Genomic DNA, 16,410 nt, shown 5'->3' on the forward strand with positions numbered 1-16,410 from the left:
TCGCGCTGGCCGGGCGGGCCGGCGCACGGCTGACCGTCCAGCTGGGGTTCGCAGATAAACCTGCAGTTCAGCGAGTCTGCTCCCCGCCCCGGGATGGTCCTACAGCCGGGGCCTGGGCCCGGATCCCCGGCGTCTGCTCCCCGCGCCCCGCAGGGATGGTCCCCAGTGAACGAACCGCAGTGGCACGACCGGGTCACAAGCTGGTCGGCGCCACGGGGCCCGTCGCGGGCGGAGTTCCGACAAGCCGGATCGCTTCCACCGGGCACAGGTCCGCCGCGTCCCTCGCCGCGCTGTCGGCGACGGGTGCGTCGGACCGTGTGCGTGAGTGAGTGTGGCCGGAGGGCTCGAAATGGCGCGGAGCGGTGGCGAGGCAGATGCCGGAGCCGATGCACACCCCGGGCTCGACGCGGGCCCACAGGGTCTCCTGCCAAGCCGGTGGCTCCGGGGCCTCTTCGGAACGTATGACGTGCCCGTCGCCGGGGGACATGTGCGTCACCAGGTGACCGGCAGAGTGCGGGGTGCTCGGGTGGTCAAGCCTGCTTTCCACACTGGTGGTGCCGCGGCGCACAGTCCGGGAAGTCTACGTACGAGCCCTGCCAGCGCCTCCTGGACCTGTATGCGGGCGACCGGCGCCCCCACGCAGTGGTGGACACCGTGCCCAAAAGCGAGGTGGGGATTGTGGTCGCGGTCGAGGTCGAGGAGACCGGGGGCCCGGAACACCGTCTCGTCGTGATTGGCGGACGAGTTGATCGCCATCACCGCCTCCCCCTCGGCGATGGTGACGCCGCCGAGTCGGACCTCCTCCGTGGCGATGCGCAAGTTCGCTTGTACGTTCGTCTGGGCGTAGCGCGCAGTTCTTCGACGGCCTTGGGAATCGCGTCGGGTGTGTCTCGCAGCCTCCGGTACCGACCTGGTTCGTCCAGCAGGAGGTGAATCGTCCCCGCGAGCCGGTCGGCCGTGGTGCCGTAGCCTCCGGCGAGCAGTACCAGAGTGAAGGAGATCAGCTCGTCCTGGCTGAGTCGGTCGCCCTCGTCCCGCGCGGCGATGAGGGTGCTCAGCACATCGTTGCCCGGGTGGCGTCGCTTCTCGGCCACGAGGGCGGTGAGATAGCCGGTCATCTCGTCCACGGCGGCGGTCACCTCGGCGTCGGCGAGGGCGGTGAGCCGTGTGCGCCATGCAGGCCGCCGACCGCGGCTTCGCCGACGTCTCACCATGACCTTCCCCGCCGCCAAAGCCCTCGAAGCCCGACGGGCCGAGTCCTACAACGGCTTCCTCGAAGTCATCGCCCGCGCCAAATCCACCGGCCACCTCCGCGACGACTTCACCAGCCAGGACCTCGTCATCCTCCTGATGGCCAACGCAGGAGTCATCACCGCAACCGGCGAAGCCGCCCCCTACGCCTGGCGCCGCCTGGTCGCCCACATGCTCCGCTCCTACGCCGCCCCCGGCGCGCCCCTGCCCCAACTGCCCGAGGCCCCTGCATCCACCGCCCTCTACCGCGCCATGGTCCGCCTCGCCCGCCCCGCCAAGAACAACAGCAGCGAGACCCGCTGACGCGACGCCACAAGGAGCCCGTACGGCATACGCGACCAGAGGGTGGTTCCAGCGGCCCGGACCAATCCCCGGTCTCCGTTGCAGGGTCACGACGGCCAATCGGTCAGCGACAAACTCTGGCTGCAAGAGACCTTGGGCTCGGCAGCGCCCTCATACAGACAAGCCGCGCACTCGGAGCATGCCCCATCGCCCTGGCCTCCACCGCGCACAAGGCACAGCGGGCCTTGGGCACGGGAGCCGAGGGCACGGCGGGCCACCTCCAGCGGCAACTCGGGGGCGAGCATGCCGAAGATGATCTTCGCGCCGTCAGGGCCGAAGCATGCCCCGGCCCAGCTCCCGCACTCTTCGCTCGGGTCGGGCTCGGGGTGTCGTTCGGCCCCGCCGGCCAGCTGAGTCTCCTTCTGGACGCCTCGGCATGCCGCGGGGCTACGGAGGGGCGATCGTAGAGCCATGGTCGGCACGGCACTCGGCTCATCGACGTGATCGACATCCGCAGAGCCGACGTTTCTCATGGGTTCGGCTTTAATCGCGCATCACCGGGCACTGGAGTGAGCGCAGGTGACCGGACGGATGAAGCGCCGGCCGGATGGATGAAGGACACGCGATGACAGAGGATGCCGTACGACGCCCCGTCGTGCCGGAGGCTCCGGCACGGCCTGGGGAGGCCGATGACTTCGATGCCCGGACCCTGCGGGCGGAGACGTCCACGCGCTTCAGCGCGGCGGTCGCCGCGATCGAGGCGGGTGACCTGAACTTTCCGCTGCCGGGCAGCGGCGCGACCGCCGAGCGCTTCGCCGCGCTGCGGGCCGTCGCCGAGGACGATCTGTGTCTCGCCCGGCTGGTGGAGGGCCACGTCGACGCGTTGGCGATCCTCGACGAACTGGGCGGCCCCGCCCCAGTCCCCGGCAGGCGCTGGGGGGTGTGGGCGTCCGAGCCTCCCGGCGAGGGGCTCCTCGCCGTGCGGGACGCCGACGGGCGGTGGAGCGTGAACGGGCTCAAGCAGTATTGCTCGGGGGCGCACAGTTGTACGCACGCGCTGGTCACCGCCCGGGCCGAGGACGGGAGGCGGCTCTTCGCCGTGCCGCTGACGGAGGGGGCGTACGAGCCGGTGGAGGGCACCTGGCAGGCGCTCGGCATGGCCGGCTCCGACACGCCGGACGTGCGCTTCCACTCGGCGGCCGCCGAACCCGTCGGGGGCGTCGAGGGATATGTGGACCGGCCCGGTTTCCAGCACGGTGGCATCGGGGTGGCGGCCTGCTGGCTCGGCGGGGCGCGTGCAGTGACCCGCGCCCTTCGTGCCGCAGCCCACCGCGGAGGTGGCCCGCACACCGACGCCCACCTCGGCGCCGTGGACATCGACCTGCGGGCGGCCGGGCTGCTCCTGGAGGTCGCGGCGGCCGAGATCGACACCGACCCTCTGGACGCCAAGGGCGAGGCCAGGCTGCGCAGCCTGCGCGTGCGGGGATTCGTCGAAGCCGTCTGCGACCGCACGCTCGGGCATGTGGGCCGGGGCACCGGGGCGGGGCCGCTGTGCCACGACCGACGCCATGCGCGCGATGTCGCCGACCTGACCGTCTACATCCGTCAGCACCACGCCGAGCGCAACCTCGCCGAACTCGGTGCCCTGGTCAGCGGCCGGGAGGAGGAGTGAGCGCGCGCACCGAGGACACGTCGTCCTACGCCGACGCCATTCAGGCCCCCGGTACCGACGAGAGCGTCTGGGAGGCGTGGCCGGGCTGGGAAAGTATGCGTGAGTTCCCGCTGCCGCCCCGGGGCCGGGTCGTCGTGGTCGCCGCCCATCCCGACGACGAGGTGCTGGGGCTCGGCGGCACGCTGGCCCGGCTCGCCGCGACCGGGCACGGTCTCACCGTGGTGTCCGTGACCGACGGGGAGGGATCGCACCCCGACAGCAGGGTCCTGCGCCCCCATGAACTCGTCCGCGTCCGCGCCGAGGAGACCCGTACCGCTCTCGAACGGCTTGGCGCGGGGGACACCGAGATCGTACGGCTGCACGTCCCCGACTCCGGTGTGCACCGCCACGAGGAGGCCGTACGCCGGGCCCTCGTGCCGCTGTGCTCGGGAGCGGTCCTGGTCGCGGCGCCGTGGACCGCCGACGTGCACAGCGACCACGAGGCGGCCGGCCGGGCGGCACGGGCAGCGGCCCACGAGTCCGACGCACCATTCGTCGAATACCCCGTCTGGATGTGGCACTGGGCGCGCCCCGAGGATCCCCGTGTGCCCTGGGACCGGGCGGCGCAACTCACCCTGCCCCCGGAGGTCCAGGACCGGAAGCGGCACGCCGTCGATGCCTTCGCCTCGCAGATCCGGCCCCTGGGGCCGGGAGCGGAGGATGCGGCAGTCCTGCCACCGGACGAGCTCGCCCACCATCTGCGCCCCCGCGAGGTGGTGTTCCTGTGAGCACTCCCGCCGGATACTTCGAGGACATGTACCGGGGCGAGGACGACCCCTGGCACCTTCAGGAGCGGTGGTACGAGCAGCGCAAGTACGCGCTGACCCTCGCCTCGCTGCCCAGACCATATTTCCGTAACGCCTTCGAACCCGCATGCTCCGTCGGCCAGTTGACACGACAGCTGGCGCCGCGATGCGAGCGGCTCCTCGCCGCCGACCGGGTCGCCTCCGCCGTGGACACCACCCGGCGGCGCACCGCGGATCTCGAACAGGTGGAGGTGGCCCGACTAACCGTGCCTGAGGAGTGGCCCGAGGGGCGCTTCGACCTCGTCGTGCTGTCCGAGCTGCTCTACTACTTCGACGAGGCCCGGCTGAACGAACTGCTGTCACGGGTCACCGGCGCGCTCGAACCGGGCGGGACCCTGGTCACCGTGCACTGGAACCACCCCGTGCCCGAGCACCTGCACACGGGCGCGCAGTTGGCCGACCGGCTCGCCCGTGAAACCGGGCTGCTGCTGCGGGCCGATCACCGGGAAGAGGACTTCGTCCTGCAGACCTTCAGCCGGGTCCTGCCCGGCGAGGCCGCGCCCGCCTCGCCTGCCGCTTTCGAGGGGCTCGTGTGACAGGGCCTGCCGCCATGGCCGTGGTAATACCCGCGCACAACGAGCAGGTGCTGCTGGGCGCCGCCCTCGCCGCCGTGTCCCGGGCTGCCCGGCACCCCGCCCTGGCCGCCACCCAGGTCCTCGTGGTCGTCGCCGCGGATGCCTGCACCGACGCGACCCAGTCGCTCGCGCGCCAAGCGGGCGCTCTGATCGCTCCGCTCGACTCCCGTAACCCCGGGCGGGCCAGAGCCGCCGGTGCGGCGCTGGCCCTGCGCACCCTCGACCTGGACCCGAGCGCCGTGTGGATCGCCTCGACCGATGCCGACAGCGAGGTCCCACCCCGCTGGCTCGCCCACCAGCGGGCCTGCGCAGAGAAGGGCTGGGACGCAGTGGTGGGCACCGTCCGGCCGCAAGGATGGAATCCGGCGCTCACGGACGTGATCCGTCGGCACATGCGCGAGTACGAGGAAGCTGGCCGCCATCCCGAGCGGCCGGATGTCCATCCGCATGTCCATGGAGCCAACCTGGGTGTGCGGGCGGACGCCTATCTGCGCTGCGGGGGATACCCTGCGCTGGCGACCAGTGAGGACCACGCGCTGGTCGCCGCCCTGAAGGCGAGCGGCCACCGCGTCCTGCGCACCAGACGCTTCCCGGTCCTCACCTCCGCGCGCCTGACCGCGCGTGCCCGGGGAGGGTACGGCGACCACTTGGGCCAGCTGGCCGAGCCTGTACGGCAGCCTGACTGAGATGGGGCGGAGCGGGGGGAACGGCTCGTGCCAATCATCGCACCGGCCGGAGGCATGCTGGGCCCCGACGGAGACCGGGTCACCGTGCAGCGCACCCTCACCACCGCCCGGTTTGTCGAGTTCGACGCCATTCTGCCGGCCGGAGAACCGGCCCCGGCGGCGACGCCTACGGCGCCCGCGACGCCAAGGCCGACGACGGCGCTGCCGCGGCCTCCGACGTGGACCCCCGCCTCCTGTTGTCACCGAGGCGTACCGCCACGGAAAGACCATCGGGGCCTGGGGCGCGCAGGGGTAAGTGCGCTGGAGTCGGCCGTTCTGCCCGCGAACTCGGCAGGTGTGGTAGTAGGCGAGGTCGCGTCCTCAGTCCTGGAGGCCGTGACCGGTCTCCTCGGGGGCACCGGGCCTGGAACCGCTTCAAACCCGCTCTCTGACAGGGGCGCCGGTCATTGATCCGAGCCCTGTGAGCTCGCTCCGGCAGGGGCGGCAGGAGCTTCGAAAGACGGATGCTCGTGCCGCCCTGCCCGGGGCCAGGCTTTCCCAAATGCCTGTGCCGCCTTCCCGGGCCCTGCACCCGATTCGTTTTCGCCCTCCCGTACCGGGAAGCCGCACGTAATGGACCACTCGAAAGCCCCCGTTCTCGACGCACTGAAGGCATACCAGGCGCAGGAGCAACTGCCGTTCACCCCGCCCGGTCACAAGCAGGGCCGGGGGGCCGACCCCAGGGTGCGGGCTGTTCTAGGGGACGCCCTTTTCAGTGCGGACATGCTCGCGGTGTCCGGTCTGGACGACCGGACACAGTCGCAGAAGGTCCTGGAGCGGGCGGAAGACCTGATGGCCGACGCCGTCGGTGCCGAGCACACGTTCTTCTCCACCTGCGGCAGTTCGCTCTCGGTCAAGGCTGCCATGCTGTCCGTTGCCGGGCCGCACGAAAAGCTCCTTGTCGGACGCGACGTGCATAAATCGGTCATCTCCGGCTTGATCCTTGCCGGTATCCGCCCGGTCTGGGTCGATCCCCAGTGGGATCCCGATCTTCACCTTGCTCACCCACCGGCCCCCGAGGCCTTCCGGTCGGCGTTCGAGCAGCATCCGGATGCGCGGGGGGCGCTGGTCACCAGCCCCACCCCTTACGGAACCTGCGCCGACATCGGAGCCATCGCGACGCTGTGCCACGAGCGTGGCGTACCGCTGATCGTGGACGAAGCGTGGGGTGCGCACCTGCCCTTCCACCCCGAACTGCCCACCTGGGCCATGGACGCCGGCGCGGACGTGTGCGTCACGTCGGTTCACAAAATGGGCTCCGGGCTCGAACAAGGGTCGGTCTTCCACCTGCAAGGCGACCTGGTAACCGCCCCGACCCTCGCCTCCCGCGCCGACCTCCTGGACACCACCAGCCCCTCGGTCCTCATCTACGCCGCCCTCGACGGCTGGCGCCGCCAGATGGTGGAAAACGGCCGCCAGCTCCTGGGCGACGCCCTCTCCAGGGCCCGCCGCGTGCGCGAAGCCATCGAGGACATCGAGGGCCTGCACGTCAACGATCGCGACGACTTCTGCGCGCCCGGGCGCGCCTTCGACCTGGACCCCCTCCAAGTCTTCATCGACCTGAGCGGAGTCCAGTTCAGTGGTTACGACGCCGCCGACTGGATGCGCCGGAACCATCGCATCAACCTGCACACGTCCGACCACCGGCGCATCAACGCCCAGCTCACCCACGCCGACGACGACACGACGACGGCGCGGCTCCTCGACGGCCTGCGTGACCTCGTAGCCCACGCCGATGAGCTGCCACCGGCCCCGGACATCCGCATCCCGCAGCCAGGCGACCTTCGTCTTCAGCAGGCCACGCTTCCGCGCGATGCCTTCTTCGGCGACGTCGAGCAGGTCCCCGCCGACCAGGCGGTCGGCCGGGTCTGTGCTGAGATGCTCACGCCCTACCCCCCAGGAATCCCCGCCGCCCTGCCTGGGGAACTGCTAGACCAGGCCGCAGTGGATTACCTGCGGACCGGCGCCAGCGGGGGAATGCTCATTCCCGACGCCGTCGACGGCACCATCGCCACGATTCGCGTGTCCGTGCACGACGTCGGCGCCGATTGAGCGGTGGGGACAGTGTCCGGCACCACCCGCACACGACGCCGTGCGTGCAGCCGCGGCTACTGGGGGGAGGGTGCGACGCCGTCGGCCCAGGTCAGCGGGCTTCAGCGGGTGGCGCTCACCAGCGCACCCCGGCATGCGACTGCAGGCCCTCGGCTGGAATGCGGTCACCTGGGCTGCCGATCCCGACCTGCAGATCATCGTCTGGACCGCCGAGCCGGGAAGCACGTCCCACGAAAGGCTGCTCCGGCTCGCGTCCTGGGCCGCCGACCGCTCGCACGCCGTCAACCGACAGTTCCGACTGATCCCGACAAGCCGCGTGGGGCACACCGGCAGCACCCTAGCGGGGCGCAAGTGAGGCAACCGCGTTGTCCCGGTACACCCCGCGAGCCCGGTCGGGGGGTGTACCGGTGCCAGAACACTTCCGCCAACGGCTTGAGTGACTGCGCCCGTTCAGAAGGTGAGGATCAAACGACCGCGGAGCCCGCCCTCGTCCAGGAGTTGGTGGGCCTCGGCCGCCTTATCGGCGGGCAGAATGCGCGCGATGCGGGGTGTCAGCCGACCCTCTTGCCACCAGCTGCCTGAGCCGGTCCAGTTCTGCATGGTCGCGGGCGTACCGGGGGAGAAGGTGCGGTGCGTCACACGATGCCGCGCTCGTCGCTCGGCTCGGCACCCGGCGCCGAGGTCGCCACCCGGCCGCCGTCGCGGACCGCGCGCGTGGCCGACCATTGGGGTACTGACTGATGCTCTTTGGAGCCAGAGCGTTTGTCGAGTGCCGAGCAGACGTACGGCCCTTCCGGACTGGGCCCAAGCAAGAGCTCAGGGGTCTGCCCGGAGCCCACACGTCCGGCTTACGGCGGAGTGCCGAGGTACCGCCAGCCCTATCGGGCTTCCAAGCGCGCGCCCGCGTAGCGCACAGAGTCGCCGACGATCGGGTCCAGGCCCAGTGCTGCCCCGTCCTGGCCCGTTGCGCAGCCAGAAACCGTCTGGCGGAGCCTGGAACAAGAGCGCCTCGTACTTCCTGAAGTGGCTGGGGGTGTGACGCCTGGGACGGTGATAGCGCTGCATGAACTGTGAACACAACCAGGTGCAGTGCACCCGTCCCTTCGCCTGCCTACCTCGCTGCGGTGCGCTCACCGGTCGGGCTGGGGGTGGCCGCCTCTCTTCTGCTCGTCGCCGTGATCATCACGGACATAGTGTCCATCGCCTCGGGCGGATACCTGTACGACCTGCTGCGCAGTCTCCCGGACTCAGCGGGGGCCCTGGACGCTGTCTCCCACGCTGATAACAGGCAGCTCTACTACGACCTCGCCGGCATGCTTCAGAGCTTGCTCTACCTCTCCACGGGGATCGTTTACGTGTGCTGGCTCTACCGGCTGCGCGACAATGCCGAAGTCTTCGCCCCCGGCGCTCACCGACGCGGCCGCAGCTGGACCGGTTGGTGCTGGCTCATCCCGGTCGTCAACCTGTGGTTTCCGCGTCGGGTCACTCTGGACATCTGGAACGCGAGCCGACCCGCGGAACCGCAAGCAACCAGCCGACCGAGCCATGGACTGATCAATCTGTGGTGGGGCTTCTGGCTCGCCCAGGGCCTCTTCGCCCTGGTCGGAGGCGCGGCCTACGAAATGGCCGACTCCATCGGCCAGACAAACATAAGTATCGGCTTGCTCATGCTCTCCGACGTTTTCGACATTGTCTGTGCCGCGCTCGCGGTCCGGCTGGTCCGCACACTTACGCACATGCAGCACATCAAAATGCTGGCCGGCCGGTCTGTCCGTGGCTGGGAACCGCAGGTCCAAGGTGGTACATGACATGAGATGACATGGCAGGCAAAAGAAAAATGTTGGGCGACTTGGTCCCTCGCTCTCTGAGGGCGAATCTCGCCAATCTCCACGGATGGCATCAATGTCAGGTTTGCGACTAGGGCTCGGTGTCGCCCGCCATCAGTAATGCGGCTCGGAGCCTTGAGGAGCCGAGTCATACGGATCAGTTTGGGGGTGGGGCTGCGTGAAGCAGCGTCGGATATGGGTGACTGCGGCTACGGCCGTTGCGGGGCTGGCCGGAGTGCTGGTCTTCCAAGGGGTCACCGGGAGTACGGGATCTGGTGTCCAAGCGGATGAAAGACGGGGCCCGGTCAAGGCCCGTGCCAGGACGGCGCAGTTGGCCACGAGCGACGACGGCCGGTCCGCCGCCCTGGAGCGGCGGGACGCAGAGCCGTTCAGCATGGTGGGGGTGACGTGGACGGATCCCGCACTGCACGTCCCTGGTGCGATCGAGGTGCGAACGCGGTCGGTGGAGTCGGGGCAGTGGTCCCGCTGGATGCTGCTGGATGGCGACAGTGGTCAGGGCGAGGGGGGTGCCGCACGCGGCGGCACCGAGCCGGCGTGGGTCGGCGCCTCGAACGGTGTCGAGGCTCGGGTGCGTTCGGGAGTGTCGACGTCGGCAGGGCTGCCTGCGGGCTTGCGTCTGGACATGGTCGATCCCGGAAGCGGCAAGGCCACGGGCATGGAGCCAGCGGCGTTCGCCGTTGACGAGAGCGGCGAGCCTACGCCGACGGATTCGCCGTCCGACTCAGGTGAGCCGACGCAGAGCACAACTCCACCCGAGACCCCTGCGGGTAGTGTGCCGCCCACCGAGCCTCCGGTGAGCGAGCAGCCCACCGCGCCCACGCCACCAACACCAACGCCAAGCACTTCAACGCTGCCGCCCTCGCCGTCTGCTTCCGCGACGCACAGCTCCGTGCCGACCGTGAGTGTGCCGCCCGCGCCGCCTTCGACAGCGCCGCAGCCGCCGATCACGTCACGTGCCGGCTGGGGTGCGGACGAGTCGATCAGCCCGGAGGAGCCGGGGTATCTGCCCGGCGGGAAGATCAAGGCCGTGGTGGTGCACCACACTGCCGAATCAAACGCCTACACATGTGCCGACGGCCCGGCGGTTGTGCGCGGCATCTATGCCTACCACGTTCAGCAACTGGGCTGGAAAGACGTCGGCTACAACTTCCTCGTCGACAAGTGCGGCACGATCTACGAGGGACGCAAGGGCGGAATCGACCGCCCCGTATTGGGTGCGCATGCCTACGGCTTCAACACGGAGACCACGGGAATTTCGGTCCTGGGTACCTACACCGACGCCGCACCGCCACACACCGCGATGGCCTCGGTCGCCCGGATCGCCGCATGGAAGCTGGGCCAGTACGGTGTCGACCCGGCAGGCACCACCACTCTCACCGCCGGCGACAGCGGCCTCAACTACTTCGGCAAGACCTGGGCCGAGGGCGCACAGCTGTCCTTCCCGGTCATCCACGGCCACCGCGACGGCTACAACACGCAGTGCCCCGGCAACGCCTTCTACGCCCAGCTCGGCACGATCCGCTCCTGGACCGCCGGCCCCGTCACCGGCCTGGCGATCAAGTCGATCACCGGTGCCGGAGTGTCCGGGACGACGTACTACACCAAGGCTCCCATCACGGTGACTTGGTCGGCCACTACGCCGGTCTCACTGATCTCGAAGTACGAGCTGCTCGTCGACGGCAAGGTCGGCGCCACCGCCGCAGGCACGGCCACCTCCGCCAAAGCGACCCTCGCGGTCGGCTCTCACAAGATCAGCGTCCGTGCGGTCCACCAGTCCGGCAAGACAACCACGACAGCGGCAGCGACCGTGGTCGCGGAGACCACCGCGCCGACGTTCACCACCAAGCCCGCCCTCGCCCTGCGCACCGGCACCGTCAACACCACAACCGTCCCCCTCACCCTGAGCTGGAAGGCGACCGACAATGCCGTGCTGAAGGAAGTCCGCCTGACGGCACCTGTGTCCGCTACATACGGCCCGACCACCTACAGCGCCGCCCACACCGCGAAGTCGGGCGTGGCCACGACCTGGTCCATGACGGCCTACGACCGAGCCGGAAACACCGGGGCCGCCTCCATCGCCGGCACCCCGACGATCTTGCAGGAAACCTCCGCCGCCCGGTCCGGCACCTGGACCACGAAGTCCTCCACCAGCTACCTCGGCGGTAAGTCCTACTCAAGCTCGTCCAAGAGCGCGAGCCTCACCTGGACCTTCACCGGGAAGTCGGCAGCCTGGGTGGTCTCTCGCGCCTCCACCTCCGGACAGGCGTACGTCTACGTCGACGGCGTCAAGACCGCCACCGTCGACCTGAAGTCCTCCACCACCAAGTACCGCGACGCGATCTGGACCAAGTCCTGGACCACAAGCGCGAAACACATCATCAAGATCGTCGTCGTCGGCACAAGCGGCCGCCCGGCCATCACCACCGACGGCCTGGTCTACCTCAGGTAGCGGCTCGGAGCACGCCGTCCCAGACGGGCACACGGTTTCGGGTGTCCAGGCCGGGACGGCACCGCTGTGCCCGCATCTGGGGTTGTGGCCGACAACGTCGTGAACGAATGTTCCGAGGCCCCTCTGAGTGACCGGAGGTATCAGCGCGAAGCTGCCGATGCGGACCGGCAGATCAGAGGACGGATCCCAGCCGTAGGGCGACCACACTCCTGGGCTGCGATCATCTGAAGGGCCCTCACGGATCGTCCGGGGGCGGGCTTCCGCAAGCGCCGCTTGTGTGCGGGATGCCGGGGTACAGGGCCGCAAATGTGGGCACTCGGATGTGATCTCCCCCTCCTCCCTTGGGCGGTCTCGCCGACCCGGAACGGCCGGCGCAGGCATTCCCGGGCCCGCGGCCGGCGTTCCTGCTACCTGCTCAGCCAGTCGGTCGGGGTTGTGGCTTGGTCAGTGAGGACCCGCAGGTTCTTTCCGTCCGCTGCGTCGACGACGTAGGTGCTGCGGGTGTATTCGAAGTCGTCCAAGGCAGAGAAGGCTATGTGGGTGCCTTCGGGCGAGAAGACGGGGCCTTGGACGCCGCTGAGGGGGGTCACCCAGTTGCTCTGCAGCTCGGTGACGGTGCCGGTCGCCACGTTGACCGCGTTCAGGCCGGTCTCTGTGACGTAGGCGATGCGCTGCCCGTCGGGGGACCAGTCGACGGGTGTGGACACAGCGTCGCGAGCCGTGCTGATCTGGTGCACCTGCCGGGCGGTGATGTCCATGACCCAGACGTCCCTGCCGTACTGCCAGCCGTCGGGCGTCTCGTATGCAGTGGTTTTCACGAAGGCGATGCTTTGGCCGTCGGGTGAGAAGGTGCCTGCGCCGCCCGTTGCCGTGAGCACCTCCTGTCCCGTGCCGTCGCTCTTGATCCACTCCAGACCGCGTGGGCTGTCGTAGACGATCCGCTTGCCGTCCGGCGACCAGTCGGGGTGCCCGACGTACGGGGCCTCGTTGGTTTCGGGCGCGATACCTGGGACCAGAACGTGCTGGTCGCTGCCATCGCTGTCAGCGACCACCAGGTTCCGGGCGTAGACACAGCCCTCGGTCTGGGGAATGCAGGTGCCGCCGCGCTGGATGTACGCCACGGCGGAGTCCTTCGGAGAGAGGACGCCGTCCTCAGCGGTCTGCGCGAAGGTCCGTATGACGTTGCCGTTCGCGGGGTCGAGCGAGATCAGCGCGGGGGAGCCGGAAAAGTAGCCGGTGGCGGTGATCCAGCTGGCCGCCGTCCTCGGCTCCGCCGCGGCGGTCCCTGCCGTCGCCAGAGCAGTTGCGCCGGCGATTGCTGCTGCCAGTACGGCGCGTTTGATGTGCACTTTGCCCCTCCTAGGGGGACCGGAGTGTCCGGCCCCAGTACATGAGCGCCACCGGACCCGGAAACATCACGGGGGCGGCGTCAGACACGCAGACTCTGGACCACCTGCCCCTACGCCACGTGGAGGTGTGACGTTAGCGGCCTTGGTCTCGCTTGACTGGGGGAGGGAGCGAGTACCTCTCCGGGCGCCGACGGGGCCCCGGGACCGAACGAGGTGTGGGGGGCTGTAGTGGGTTCGGGTGCGGAACAGAAACAGCGTTTGTTGGCCAGTCAGGTGCCTCGGGGAGTAGCTGAGTTCCTCCGGAGGGTGACAGTTCGGAACAGGCTGCCTTTGGACTACTCGGTAGCGAGCCTGCGTGTAGTGGACCGGATCACCGATGGGCTCCGTGCCGCTGGGCCGGACCAGGCAAGCGTGGCACGTGAGCTGTTCTGGCTCGGGGCCTACGTGGGCGAGGTGTTCGTACGGCGAGCTGGTGCTGAGTGGGTGGACTTTGACCGGGCGCAGCAGGAGCTCTTCGGCCAGGTGGTAGGCATTCGAATGCCTGACGGTCGGGTATGGAATCCGGTTGGCAAGGTGTCGAAGCGGTTCGCCGACGGACCGGAAGAATCGGTACAGCAGATGTACTTACTGCTCCACGGACGTGTACCGACGAAGCCAGCGGGCTGAGTTCGCCGGCCGGAACTCAGCGGGAGCGCGGCAGCCGCATGCTGTGACATTTCTGTGTGCCGGGGCGCAGAAGGAGTGGGGAAGTTATTGGACGATTGAAGAGGCACGTGTGGGCAGGGGCGGGGACCAGCGTCGTGCACCGGCATGCGACGTGGAGTTGGGATTGGCTGTATCACGCGCTCAGCAGGGGGATGAGGAGGCCTTCGCGACTGCCTACCGGCTCGTGCACCCGGGCCTCCTCGGGTACATGCGCGGGCTGGTCGGGGACGATGCCGAGGACGTCGCCTCGGATGCCTGGCTGGAGATCGCGAGGGACCTGAAGCGATTTCGCGGGGATGGTGCAGGCTTTCGGGGCTGGACAGCGACCATCGCGCGGCATCGCGCGCTGGATCATCTTCGCAAGCAGAAGCGCCGACCGCGCACGTCACTGATCGAGCGGGACGTCCTGGAACTCCCCGGGCGGGCGGACACGGCGGATGAGGTGTTGGAGTCGATATCCACGCGGTGGGCGCTCGGACAGATTGCGCGTTTGCCGCCGGACCAGGCAGAGGCGGTGCTGTTGCGCGTGGTGGTAGCTCTGGACGGGCCGGCTGCCGCACGGGTGCTGGGCAAGCGGCCGGGTGCCGTGCGAACAGCTGCCTACCGGGGGCTGAAACGATTGGCAGAACAGCTGGCCTCGGTGAGCCGAGCGGAAGGCGTCGTGCCCGTGGCGCCGGGCAGACTGAGGGATGAGGTATGAGACGCAAGGCGGAAGACGACGACGCGGCGTTCTGCGCACCAGAGGCCGGGGCGCTCGCGGATGCCGTGCGAGGCCGTGTCGAACCAGAGGGCGCCGAACGTGCGCTCGCGGCATTCCGGGAATCCCGTGCTGCGGAAGGCGTGGGCCCGCAGCGTCCCCGGAGGCGCGACGACTGGCGCCCGTCGCGCCGTTCCCCCGCCGCTGCCTCCCTGAAGACGGCGCTCGGTGCCGCATTCGCGACCGTCACTCTTGGCGGCGTCGCGCTGGCGGTCGGCACCGGTGTCCTACCTGTTCCCTTCGGCCAAGCTGACGACGTTGTGGAGAGTCCCCAGCCACCGCCAGGCGTGGACGCCCCGCGGCTCCCCGGCAGTAGCCAGAAGGAAACGGGCCAGGGAACCCTGCCACCGACACCGTCGCCCTCGGCACACGCTCCGGCATCCCAGAGCCAAGCGGCGCTCTGCCAAGCATGGGGTAAGGGAAACGGTAAACACCGGGGTAAGGCGTTTCAGCAACTGGCCGATGCCGCAGGAGGAGAGTCTGCCGTGGAGTCCTACTGCGCCGCGTTGTCCGGTGCAGGAGAGACGGTTCCGTCATTGCCTGGGAAGTCGGCCAAGAGGACGGAGCCGGAGCGGTCGAAGAAAATCCCGACGGCCTCTCCTTCACGAGGTAAGAGTGCGGAGCACGCCCGCAGTGCCGGAAAGCACGGGTAGCCGTTCGAGGGGCATACCGGAGGAGAAGGGCAGCCAGGTGGCCGAACGGGGGCGTAACCCGGCCAGGCGGCAGGCTCACAGGCTGCGCAGCCCCCGCGCTGTCGACCACGGCTCGACTGGCGCCTAGATACGCTCGCCTCGAGCTACGGATACCCGCAGCCCGCAGCCCGCAGCCCGCCGCCCGCAGCCCGCCGCCAGGCGCCAGGACGCCGCGCAATGGCAGGTCGACGGCCCGGTCGGGCGTGCCAGTGTCAGCTCGACTAGGCGCCGGTGACGCTGGAGCGGGTGCGGACCTGAGCCGCACCGTGGAGCTGGCCACGCGGGTCGTCCAGCATGCTGAACGGTTCGGTGGGACGCGCGGACAACGCCCACTGCACGAGATCGGGCCCATGCAATGCGATGCGTCGCAAGCCGTCGGCGGTCGAGATCGCCGCGGCGGCCTGGGCCGGGAAGACGAGACCGAGGGACGCGAGGGCGACCCGGTGACCGGCGCCCCCGGCCGGAAGGTTGAAGGGAACTGTGCTGTCACGCGGCTTCTTCTGAGGCTGTGGATACCGCGGGTGCGGGAAGGGTACTGCTGCATGTGGTCCGGCCGAAGGCGCCGATGGCGGTGCCACGTTGGATGTGCCTACCGCCGACGGCGAGGGTGCAGCTGGCCGTTCCGCCATTCTCTCCCAGGGTGACGCTGACGATCGAGGAAGCGCCGAGCGGGACGCTCACGGTCTTCTTCCACGGGAGACGGGCGTTCGTGACCACGGTCGCCTTGGCCCCACCCGGGCCGCGGTAGGAGATGTCGGCGGTGCCCTCGCCGAGCACCGCGTACGTCACGCTGGCCACGGGCGTGGCCTGCTGAGGTGCCGGTGCGTCATCCGAGCTGAGGACTCCGTACGCCACGAACCCGCCGCACGCGAGCAGCAACGCGGCAGCGATGGCAACGCCTTTTCGGTCGATGCCGCGATCGTCCCGGAACTGGGGAATCTCCACAGTGTTCGGGGTTTCTGACTCCTCCGGACTTACCGGATCTTTTGTCGTAAGCATGGCCACGCTTTCGGTCGACACAAATTCGCTTGGGTTATACACCATCAGAGTCGAACAAGGCCAGGCGGCGGATAACTCCGCCAAGATGCCCCCAATTCCCATCGATCTGGCCAGCGAAATGCCCCCTATGCGCGACCGGTTGACGGACCCTCACCCAAGTGTTGAAGAATCCCCCCGCCGTGATCGGCTCTCCTCTGGCGAGGCCACTTT

17 protein-coding genes are annotated in these 16,410 nt (G+C 69.2%); 11 read left to right on the forward strand and 6 right to left on the reverse strand.

Annotated elements, in window-relative coordinates; genetic code table 11:
• Positions 1-193: 193 nt before the first annotated feature.
• The 3 genes from ACFWFI_RS03515 to ACFWFI_RS03525 are packed head-to-tail and all read right to left on the reverse strand — an operon-like array spanning position 194 to position 1,214.
• Entirely contained in the window at positions 194-487 is a 294-nt protein-coding gene (locus ACFWFI_RS03515; RefSeq protein ID WP_387384924.1) for a 4Fe-4S domain-containing protein, read from the reverse strand.
• 5 nt (positions 488-492) lie between these two features.
• Positions 493-819, reverse strand: coding sequence for a cytochrome P450 (locus ACFWFI_RS03520; protein WP_387384927.1), 327 nt, complete (start codon positions 817-819; stop codon positions 493-495).
• Complete coding sequence (locus ACFWFI_RS03525) at positions 756-1,214, reverse strand: cytochrome P450 family protein (RefSeq protein ID WP_387384989.1); 459 nt, start codon at positions 1,212-1,214, stop codon at positions 756-758. Before ACFWFI_RS03525 ends, ACFWFI_RS03520 begins: the two co-directional genes overlap by 64 nt.
• On the opposite strand from ACFWFI_RS03525, the gene ACFWFI_RS03530 reads away from it, so the two are divergent.
• The 7 genes from ACFWFI_RS03530 to ACFWFI_RS03560 all read left to right on the forward strand — a co-directional run bounded on the left by ACFWFI_RS03530 (position 1,213) and on the right by ACFWFI_RS03560 (position 7,757).
• Complete coding sequence (locus ACFWFI_RS03530; RefSeq protein ID WP_387384930.1) at positions 1,213-1,554, forward strand: hypothetical protein; 342 nt, start codon at positions 1,213-1,215, stop codon at positions 1,552-1,554. The genes ACFWFI_RS03525 and ACFWFI_RS03530 overlap by 2 nt on opposite strands.
• A 604-nt stretch (positions 1,555-2,158) precedes the next feature.
• Positions 2,159-3,205: an acyl-CoA dehydrogenase family protein gene (locus ACFWFI_RS03535; protein ID WP_387384932.1), complete on the forward strand. Its 1,047-nt coding sequence runs from the start codon at positions 2,159-2,161 to the stop codon at positions 3,203-3,205.
• On the forward strand, positions 3,202-3,972 hold the full coding sequence (locus tag ACFWFI_RS03540) for a PIG-L deacetylase family protein (protein ID WP_387384935.1): 771 nt from the start codon (positions 3,202-3,204) through the stop codon (positions 3,970-3,972). The genes ACFWFI_RS03535 and ACFWFI_RS03540 overlap by 4 nt, the downstream gene beginning before the upstream one ends.
• A complete protein-coding gene (locus ACFWFI_RS03545; RefSeq protein WP_387384938.1) occupies positions 3,969-4,586 on the forward strand; it encodes an SAM-dependent methyltransferase in 618 nt (205 codons plus the stop codon). Before ACFWFI_RS03540 ends, ACFWFI_RS03545 begins: the two co-directional genes overlap by 4 nt.
• The gene (locus ACFWFI_RS03550; protein WP_387384940.1) at positions 4,583-5,311 is read left to right on the forward strand and encodes a glycosyltransferase family 2 protein; all 729 of its coding nucleotides are present in this window, start codon (positions 4,583-4,585) and stop codon (positions 5,309-5,311) included. Before ACFWFI_RS03545 ends, ACFWFI_RS03550 begins: the two co-directional genes overlap by 4 nt.
• Positions 5,312-5,923: 612 nt before the next feature.
• Positions 5,924-7,402: an aminotransferase class I/II-fold pyridoxal phosphate-dependent enzyme gene (locus ACFWFI_RS03555; RefSeq protein WP_387384942.1), complete on the forward strand. Its 1,479-nt coding sequence runs from the start codon at positions 5,924-5,926 to the stop codon at positions 7,400-7,402.
• Positions 7,403-7,535: 133 nt separating this feature from the next.
• Positions 7,536-7,757: a hypothetical protein gene (locus ACFWFI_RS03560; protein WP_387384945.1), complete on the forward strand. Its 222-nt coding sequence runs from the start codon at positions 7,536-7,538 to the stop codon at positions 7,755-7,757.
• A 95-nt stretch (positions 7,758-7,852) separates the two neighbouring features.
• On the opposite strand, the gene ACFWFI_RS03565 is transcribed toward ACFWFI_RS03560, so the two are convergent.
• On the reverse strand, positions 7,853-8,128 hold the full coding sequence (locus ACFWFI_RS03565) for a zinc-binding dehydrogenase (protein WP_387384947.1): 276 nt from the start codon (positions 8,126-8,128) through the stop codon (positions 7,853-7,855).
• 449 nt (positions 8,129-8,577) lie between these two features.
• Between ACFWFI_RS03565 and ACFWFI_RS03570 the strand changes: the two genes are divergently transcribed.
• Both ACFWFI_RS03570 and ACFWFI_RS03575 read left to right on the forward strand, forming a co-directional pair.
• A complete protein-coding gene (locus ACFWFI_RS03570) occupies positions 8,578-9,210 on the forward strand; it encodes a DUF4328 domain-containing protein (RefSeq protein ID WP_387384949.1) in 633 nt (210 codons plus the stop codon).
• Positions 9,211-9,622: 412 nt separating this feature from the next.
• Positions 9,623-11,698: an N-acetylmuramoyl-L-alanine amidase gene (locus tag ACFWFI_RS03575; protein WP_387384985.1), complete on the forward strand. Its 2,076-nt coding sequence runs from the start codon at positions 9,623-9,625 to the stop codon at positions 11,696-11,698.
• A gap of 407 nt (positions 11,699-12,105) precedes the next feature.
• Here ACFWFI_RS03575 and ACFWFI_RS03580 read toward each other — a convergent pair whose 3' ends face one another.
• Complete coding sequence (locus ACFWFI_RS03580) at positions 12,106-13,047, reverse strand: DPP IV N-terminal domain-containing protein (protein WP_387384952.1); 942 nt, start codon at positions 13,045-13,047, stop codon at positions 12,106-12,108.
• Between the two features lie 360 nt (positions 13,048-13,407).
• On the opposite strand from ACFWFI_RS03580, the gene ACFWFI_RS03585 reads away from it, so the two are divergent.
• Both ACFWFI_RS03585 and ACFWFI_RS03590 read left to right on the forward strand, forming a co-directional pair.
• Positions 13,408-13,713 carry a hypothetical protein gene (locus ACFWFI_RS03585; RefSeq protein WP_387384954.1) on the forward strand — a complete coding sequence of 102 codons (306 nt, stop codon included), beginning with the start codon at positions 13,408-13,410 and terminating at the stop codon, positions 13,711-13,713.
• Between the two features lie 109 nt (positions 13,714-13,822).
• Positions 13,823-14,452: an RNA polymerase sigma factor gene (locus ACFWFI_RS03590; RefSeq protein WP_387384987.1), complete on the forward strand. Its 630-nt coding sequence runs from the start codon at positions 13,823-13,825 to the stop codon at positions 14,450-14,452.
• Positions 14,453-15,687: 1,235 nt separating this feature from the next.
• Here the strand turns inward: ACFWFI_RS03590 and ACFWFI_RS03595 are convergent.
• Positions 15,688-16,245, reverse strand: a complete 558-nt coding sequence (locus ACFWFI_RS03595; RefSeq protein WP_387384957.1) for a hypothetical protein — start codon at positions 16,243-16,245, stop codon at positions 15,688-15,690.
• Positions 16,246-16,410: the final 165 nt, after the last annotated feature.

It is taken from the genome of Streptomyces sp. NPDC060209 (assembly GCF_042728155.1).
In the GTDB taxonomy this organism is placed as follows: domain Bacteria; phylum Actinomycetota; class Actinomycetes; order Streptomycetales; family Streptomycetaceae; genus Streptomyces.